Annotated in this window: 7 protein-coding genes; 1 reads left to right on the plus strand and 6 read right to left on the minus strand. The window is 70.0% G+C overall.

The features are described from left to right. Window positions 1–88: 88 nt before the first annotated feature. The gene (locus tag GT030_RS31655) at window positions 89–745 is read right to left on the minus strand and encodes a DUF6230 family protein (protein WP_161204018.1); all 657 of its coding nucleotides are present in this window, start codon (window positions 743–745) and stop codon (window positions 89–91) included. 623 nt (window positions 746–1368) lie between these two features. Next, window positions 1369–2340: a tetratricopeptide repeat protein gene (locus tag GT030_RS31660; RefSeq protein ID WP_161204019.1), complete on the minus strand. Its 972-nt coding sequence runs from the start codon at window positions 2338–2340 to the stop codon at window positions 1369–1371. A 224-nt stretch (window positions 2341–2564) separates the two neighbouring features. Between GT030_RS31660 and GT030_RS31665 the strand changes: the two genes are divergently transcribed. After that, a complete protein-coding gene (locus tag GT030_RS31665; protein WP_161204020.1) occupies window positions 2565–3203 on the plus strand; it encodes a TetR/AcrR family transcriptional regulator in 639 nt (212 codons plus the stop codon). 18 nt (window positions 3204–3221) lie between these two features. On the opposite strand, the gene GT030_RS31670 is transcribed toward GT030_RS31665, so the two are convergent. The 4 genes from GT030_RS31670 to GT030_RS31685 form a co-directional block, all read right to left on the minus strand. Beyond that, window positions 3222–4922 (minus strand): methylmalonyl-CoA mutase family protein, encoded by a 1701-nt coding sequence (locus tag GT030_RS31670; protein ID WP_161204021.1) that lies wholly within the window; start codon window positions 4920–4922, stop codon window positions 3222–3224. A gap of 74 nt (window positions 4923–4996) precedes the next feature. Then, window positions 4997–5335: a DUF3817 domain-containing protein gene (locus tag GT030_RS31675; protein WP_161204022.1), complete on the minus strand. Its 339-nt coding sequence runs from the start codon at window positions 5333–5335 to the stop codon at window positions 4997–4999. 67 nt (window positions 5336–5402) lie between these two features. Next, a complete protein-coding gene (locus tag GT030_RS31680) occupies window positions 5403–5912 on the minus strand; it encodes a MarR family transcriptional regulator (protein ID WP_161204023.1) in 510 nt (169 codons plus the stop codon). A gap of 11 nt (window positions 5913–5923) precedes the next feature. Continuing rightward, the coding region (locus GT030_RS31685; protein WP_161204024.1) for an MFS transporter at window positions 5924–6475 on the minus strand (552 nt) is incomplete at its 5' end.

Below are 6475 nucleotides of genomic sequence, written 5' to 3' on the forward strand. Positions count from 1 at the left end.
TGTGGTGAAGATGTGGGCCGCGGGTGAAGCGGCGGCCGGAGAGTGGACGGGCGGGGGAGCTCTTACTCCCCCGCCCGTCAGGCAGTGCCTAGTAGCACTCGGCCTTGTTGCCCGTGGACAGGGCCATGTGCAGACCGTTGAGCTTGAAGGTTCCGGCGGTGGTGGCCCACGCCGTCTGCTTCACACCGGTCAGCTCGGCGCTGGTCGCCTCCTGGGCGAACCCGTACGGGTTGACCTGCTTGTTGGCGATCTCACCGCTCTTGATGCCGGGACCCTTGAGGTCCTTGCCCGCGACACCGATGTTGATGTCGTGGAACGTGGCGTCAGCGCCCAGATCCTCGACGTCGATGTACAGGTTGTCCGCCTCGACCTGCTTCTTCGGGTCGGAGCTCTCACCGGCCGTCAGTCGCAGCGTGACCGAACCGATCCCCGGGAGACCGACGGGGGTGACGACCGACTGGCACATCTTGTGGATCGTGGCCTTGGTGAAGGCCGACACCGCCACCGGATGCGCCGTCTTCTCGCCACTCAGGGTGTAACCCGAGTCGATCGCGCCGTACTGCGAGAAACCGGTGCCGTTGAGCGTCTCGGCCGTCACCTTGAACGACTGACCGGACACGCTGAACGACGCGGCGAGAGCACCCTGCGCGAGGGCGACGCCTATCACGGCCGTAGCGGCGACGCTGGGCACCATGACCACAGCGAAGCGCTTCCATCTGGTCCCGCCACGCACCTGGGACTCCATATTTCCTCCTTCTCGGACGTACATCTCCTGTCCCGGAATCGCCCCAGGGGGCGGCTCGGCCGGGCAGGGATGGGAGAAGTGCTACGTCCTCGGGAAGGGGAGCGCCCGTGCTCGGCGGCACGAACCCGCGCCCGAACAACCGGCGTTCACCCCCGAGCGACAACCACTGGTCGCGCCTGACGCACATCACGCACAACCTTCGGGACAGGCTTCACCGGGAAGGCGAAGACCCCCCTGCCCCAGAGCCGGCGCCACTGCCGCCGGCTCTGCTCGGTGGGGACCCAGAGTCTCCCGCTTCCCGGCCGGCTGCCGGGGTGCGGAAATGGACCGAGCGTGGCCGATCGTGGTGCATTCTCGCCGCCCGCACAAGGGGCGCCGTTACCGGCTAGTAACGGCGCGATAACCGAACAACGACCCAGCGGTCTCGGAGCGCGACAGACCGTGCCATCAGTGGGCAGAGCAAAGCCGTTGATCATTGGACGAAGCCGGACAGATCAACGGCTGTGACTTACTCGGAGTAACAGGAGGCCGGTTTACCAAGTTTTGGTAAAGCGTGATCACTCATGCACCAGACCGGCCATTCGGCGAGCCCGGCATCACGCGCCCCGCGCCCCGACGCGGCGTCAGAACAGCGCCCGTGCCAGGGCCCTGCGCGCGGCCACCACCCTCGGGTCGTCGGCGCCCACGACCTCGAACAGCTCCAGCAGCCGGCGGCGCACCGCGTCCCGGTCGTCGCCGGCGGTACGGCTCACGGTGTCGGTGAGCCGGCCGAAGGCGTCCTCGACATGACCGCCCACCAGATCCAGGTCGGCGGCGGCGATCTGGGCCTCCGCGTCACCGGGCTTCTCGGCCGCGTCCCGGCGCACGCGCTGCGGGTCCATGCCCTGTACGCGCTGGAGCAACTCGGCCTGCGCGAGACCGAGGTTGGCCTCGGTGTTGGCCGGGTCGTCCGCCAGCACATTGCGGTACGCCTGGACGGCACCGCCGAGGTCGCCCGCGTCCAGCGCCTCGACGGCGGCGGCCAGCAGGGCGTCGTACGGCCCCTCCGGCGCCTCGGCGGCGGGGGCGGCGCCCGGAGCGGCGTCCGGATCGACGGTCAGACCGGTCAGGCCGAAGCGCTGCTCGGCGACCTGGATCAACTGGTCGAGGGTCTCCCGGATCTGCTGCTCGTCGGCCGCGCCCTGGAAGAGGGGCAGCGCCTGTCCCGCGACGACCGCGAAGACGGCGGGAATCCCCTGGACCCCGAACTGCTGCATCAGCATCTGGTTGGCGTCGACGTCGATCTTGGCGAGCAGGAAGCGCCCGTTGTACTCGACGGCCAGCCGCTCCAGCACCGGGCTGAGCTGCTTGCAGGGCTGACACCATTCGGCCCAGAAGTCGATGACGACCGGGACTTCGGCGGAGCGCTGGAGGACTTCACGCTCGAAGCCCGCCTCATCGACGTCGATGACGAGGTCGGCCGGCGACACCGCGCCCGCGCCGCCGTGCCGGGCGGCTTCGGCGCGCGCCTGCTCCGCCTTGGCCTTGGCCTCCTGGGCCGCCTTCACCGCGGCGAGGTCGACGACGCCGCTCATGGACATGTTCCGTGGCTGCATGCGTCCATCCTCCCCCGTTCCGGCGCATGAAGGAAAAAAACGATCGTGGTCGGCGATCGCGGGTCGGCGCCGGGTCCCCACCCGCGCCAGTGGTCGTCGCCCGTGTACGTCCGTCACGAGCTTTCGCTACGAGTCGTAGCGTAATAGCAGTGGGGGGTTCCACGACAGCGGTTTCCGGTGATCTCCCTCACGACATGTCGAGCTGCCCGGTTAGGGTCCTCTTCATGCAGAGCCGCACCCCCGCCAGTCGTACCGGGCGCCCGCGCAGCGCCGCCGCGGATGCCGCGATCCTGGCCGCGACGCGGGAGGGGCTGGTGGAACTGGGCTGGTCCGGGCTCACCTTGTCGGACGTGGCCGCGCGGGCCGGGGTGGCGAAGACGACGCTCTACCGCCGCTGGTCGGGCAAGCACGAGCTGGTAGTGGACGCGGTGGCGGAGCTGTTCGACGAGCTGGTGCTGCCCGACCGGGGCTCGCTGGCGGCCGACATCGAGGGCGTGGTGCTCCAGTTCGCGGCGATCCTGGACCGCCCGGAGGCCAAGTGCGGGCTGATGGGCGTGGTCGCGGAGTCGACACGGGACGACGCGCTGCGCGAGCGGGTGCGCACCTCGATCGTGGAGCGGCAGAAGCGGCTGGTGCTGGCCGGGCGGGCGCGGGCCCAGGAGCGGGGCGAACTCCCGCCGGAGGCCGACCCGGAGGAGTCCGCGCGCACGGTCGACCTGATCTTCGACATGGCGGCCGGGGCGGTGGTGCACCGCACGCTGGTCAGCGGCAAACCGGCGGACGAGGAGTGGGCACGGGGTTTCACCCACATCCTCCTCCTGGGCCTCACCACCCCGGTCCCGAACCTCACCCCTCCGGGGTAAGCAGTGAGTTGACGGGGGCTAGAACCCGGCCGGCTCGGTGTACACCCCCCACTCGTCGCGCAGCACCCCGCAGATCTCGCCGAGGGTGGCCTCCGCGCGTACCGCTTCCAGCATGGGCTCGATCATGTTGGCGCCGGAGCGGGCGGCGCCGAGCATGGCGTCGAGCGCCTTGCGTACGGCCGTGTCGTCGCGGGCGGCCTTGCGGGCGGCCAGGACGCGGACCTGCTCGCGCTCGACCTCGTGGCTGACCCGGAGGATCTCCAGGTCGCCGGTGACGGAGCCGGTGGCGACGTTGACGCCGACGACCCGCTTCTCGCCCTTCTCCAGCGACCGCTGGTAGCGGAAGGCGGACTCGGCGATCTCGCCGGTGAACCAGCCGTCCTCGATGCCGCGCAGGATGCCGGAGGTGATGGGGCCGATGGGGTGCTGCCCGTCGGGGTGGGCCCGCAGGCCCCGCTCCTTGATCTGCTCGAAGATCTTCTCGGCGTCCGCCTCGATGCGGTCGGTGAGCTGCTCGATGTACCAGGAACCGCCCAGCGGGTCCGCGACGTTGGCGACGCCGGTCTCCTCCATGAGCACCTGCTGGGTGCGCAGCGCGATCTCCGCGGCCTGCTCGCTGGGCAGGGCGAGGGTCTCGTCCAGGGCGTTGGTGTGCAGCGAGTTGGTGCCGCCGAGCACGGCCGCGAGCGCCTCCACGGCGGTACGGACGACGTTGTTGTAGGGCTGCTGCGCGGTCAGCGAGACCCCGGCGGTCTGGGTGTGGAAGCGGAGCCACTGCGCCTTGTCGGTCTTCGCCCCGTACACGTCCCGCATCCAGCGGGCCCAGATGCGGCGGGCGGCGCGGAACTTGGCGATCTCCTCGAAGAAGTCCACGTGGGCGTCGAAGAAGAAGCTGAGGCCGGGGGCGAAGACGTCCACGTCGAGGCCGCGGGAGAGGCCCAGCTCGACGTATCCGAAGCCGTCCGCCAGGGTGTACGCCAGCTCCTGCGCGGCCGTGGCCCCGGCCTCACGGATGTGGTAGCCGGAGACGGAGAGCGGCTTGTAGGCGGGGATGCCGGCCGCGCAGTGCTCCATCAGGTCGCCGATGAGGCGGAGGTGCGGCTCGGGCTGGAAGAGCCACTCCTTCTGGGCGATGTACTCCTTGAAGATGTCGGTCTGGAGCGTGCCGTTCAGCACCGCCGGGTCGACGCCCTGGCGCTCGGCGGCGACCAGGTACATGCAGAAGACGGGGACGGCGGGGCCGCTGATCGTCATCGAGGTGGTGACGTCACCGAGCGGGATGTCCCCGAAGAGGACCTCCATGTCGGCGGCCGAGTCGATGGCCACCCCGCAGTGTCCGACCTCGCCCAGCGCGCGCGGGTCGTCGGAGTCGCGCCCCATCAGGGTCGGCATGTCGAACGCCACGGACAGGCCGCCGCCGCCCGCCGCGAGGATCATCTTGTACCGCTCGTTGGTCTGCTCCGCGTTGCCGAACCCGGCGAACTGGCGGATGGTCCAGGTCCGCCCCCGGTACCCCGTCGCGTGCAGCCCCCGGGTGAACGGGTACTCCCCCGGCCACCCGATCCGTTCGAACCCCTCGTACACGTCCCCGCTCCGCGGCCCGTACACCGGTTCGACCGCATCCCCCGACAACGTGCTGAAATCCGCGTCGCGCTTCCGCGCGCGGTCGTACCGATCCTGCCACCGCCGGCGGCCTTCTTCGATCGCGTGAGCGTCCATACCATCGAATTTACTTGGACGTCCTAGTAAATGTCGATGGGAAACCGCCGTACGGGTGCGTACGGCGGTTCCGGTTACGCCTTGACGGCCGCCGGGGACGGCTGCGCGACCTTGGCCTCCAGCTCGTGGCTGATCTTCCGCTCGACGAAGAACGCCGCGGTCGGGATGGTGCCCGCGATCAGTACCCAGAGCTGCTTGCCGACCGGCCACTTCGCCTTGGAGCCCAGGTCGAAGGCGAAGACCAGGTAGACCACGTAGAGCCAGCCGTGGGCGATGCCGATGAGCCGCGTGAAGTCGCCGGCACCGTTCAGGTGGAGCAGGTACTTGGCGATCACGCCCAGGGTCAGCAGGACCAGCAGCACACCGGTGACGTAGGACATCACCCGGTAGCGGGTCAGCACGCTCTTCTTCATGGGTACGAGCGTAACCACGCTTTCCGGGAGATCTTGCCCCAGGGTGGCTCCCGCGCGGTCCCGCAGGTCAGGCTTCCTCGAAGTCCCCCGCCGCCACCCTCAGTGGCCGCAGGAGCGTGAAGATGTCGCCGCAGCTCTCCGCGTCGTAGGCGCTGAGGCCGAAGTCCATGGCCATGAGGTCCCGGGTGGCGGCGTCGACGACTTCGCGGCCCTTGTCGGTGATGACGGCGAGCGTGCCGCGGCCGTCCTTCGGGTTGGGGCGCTTGGCGACCAGACCCGTCCTGACCAGGCGGTCGACCGTGTTGGTGACCGAGGTGGGGTGGACCATCAGCCGTTCGCCGATCTTGGACATGGGCAGCTCGCCCTCCTTGGAGAAGGTGAGCAGCACCAGCGCCTCGTAGCGCGCGAAGGTCAGCCCGTACGGTTTGACCACGGCGTCGACCTCGGCCAGCAGGATCTGCTGGGCCCGCATGATCGAGGTGATCGCGGCCATCGAGGGCACGCTTCCCCAGCGCTGCTTCCAGAGCTCGTCGGCACGGGCGATGGGGTCGAAGGGGAGACTGAGAGGCTTGGGCACGTCATCAGACCCTACCGGCCGGTCATATCGCGGGCAGCCCTGTCTCGGCTTTCGGTCACCCGGCACCCCACCGCGAGCGCCGCACAGCACACCGTGCCCACCACCCCCGCCGCCGCCACAGCCGCCCGCACCCCGATCACCTCGGCCACCACCCCCGCCAGCGCCATGCCGACCCCCTGGATCGTCATCAGCCCGGCGCTCAGCAGCGTCATCGCCCGCCCCCGCAGCTCCTCCGGCACCGCCCGCACGAACCACTGGTCGAGCCCGAGGGTGTACGCCGAACACGCCCCGGCCAGCACCAGGAGCAGCAGCGAGGGCCAGAGTCCGGGAGCCAGGGCGTAACCCAGGTACGGCACCACCGCGAGGCAGACCAGCGGCAGCACGATCCGCTCCCGCGTCGCCGCCCCGAGCCGTGCCCCCGCGAACAGCTCCCCGGCGATCGTGCCGACGGGCAGCGCGCACATCAGCAGCCCGAGCCCCGTGGAGCCCGCGCCGAGCGTGTGGGAGTAGGGGGCGGCGAGCGCCTCGGGGAAGACCAGGAACATCGCGGGCACCCAGAAGAC

The organism is Streptomyces sp. SID1328, from assembly GCF_009865595.1.
Taxonomy (GTDB): domain Bacteria; phylum Actinomycetota; class Actinomycetes; order Streptomycetales; family Streptomycetaceae; genus Streptomyces; species Streptomyces griseoluteus.

What these genes read in the sequence shown, in the direction of transcription:
- GT030_RS31655 (WP_161204018.1), bottom strand. Translation starts at nt 745, where the DNA reads ATGGAGTCCCAGGTGCGTGGCGGGACCAGATGGAAGCGCTTCGCTGTG.
- GT030_RS31660 (WP_161204019.1), bottom strand. Translation starts at nt 2,340, where the DNA reads ATGCAGCCACGGAACATGTCCATGAGCGGCGTCGTCGACCTCGCCGCG.
- GT030_RS31665 (WP_161204020.1), top strand. Translation starts at nt 2,565, where the DNA reads ATGCAGAGCCGCACCCCCGCCAGTCGTACCGGGCGCCCGCGCAGCGCC.
- GT030_RS31670 (WP_161204021.1), bottom strand. Translation starts at nt 4,922, where the DNA reads ATGGACGCTCACGCGATCGAAGAAGGCCGCCGGCGGTGGCAGGATCGG.
- GT030_RS31675 (WP_161204022.1), bottom strand. Translation starts at nt 5,335, where the DNA reads ATGAAGAAGAGCGTGCTGACCCGCTACCGGGTGATGTCCTACGTCACC.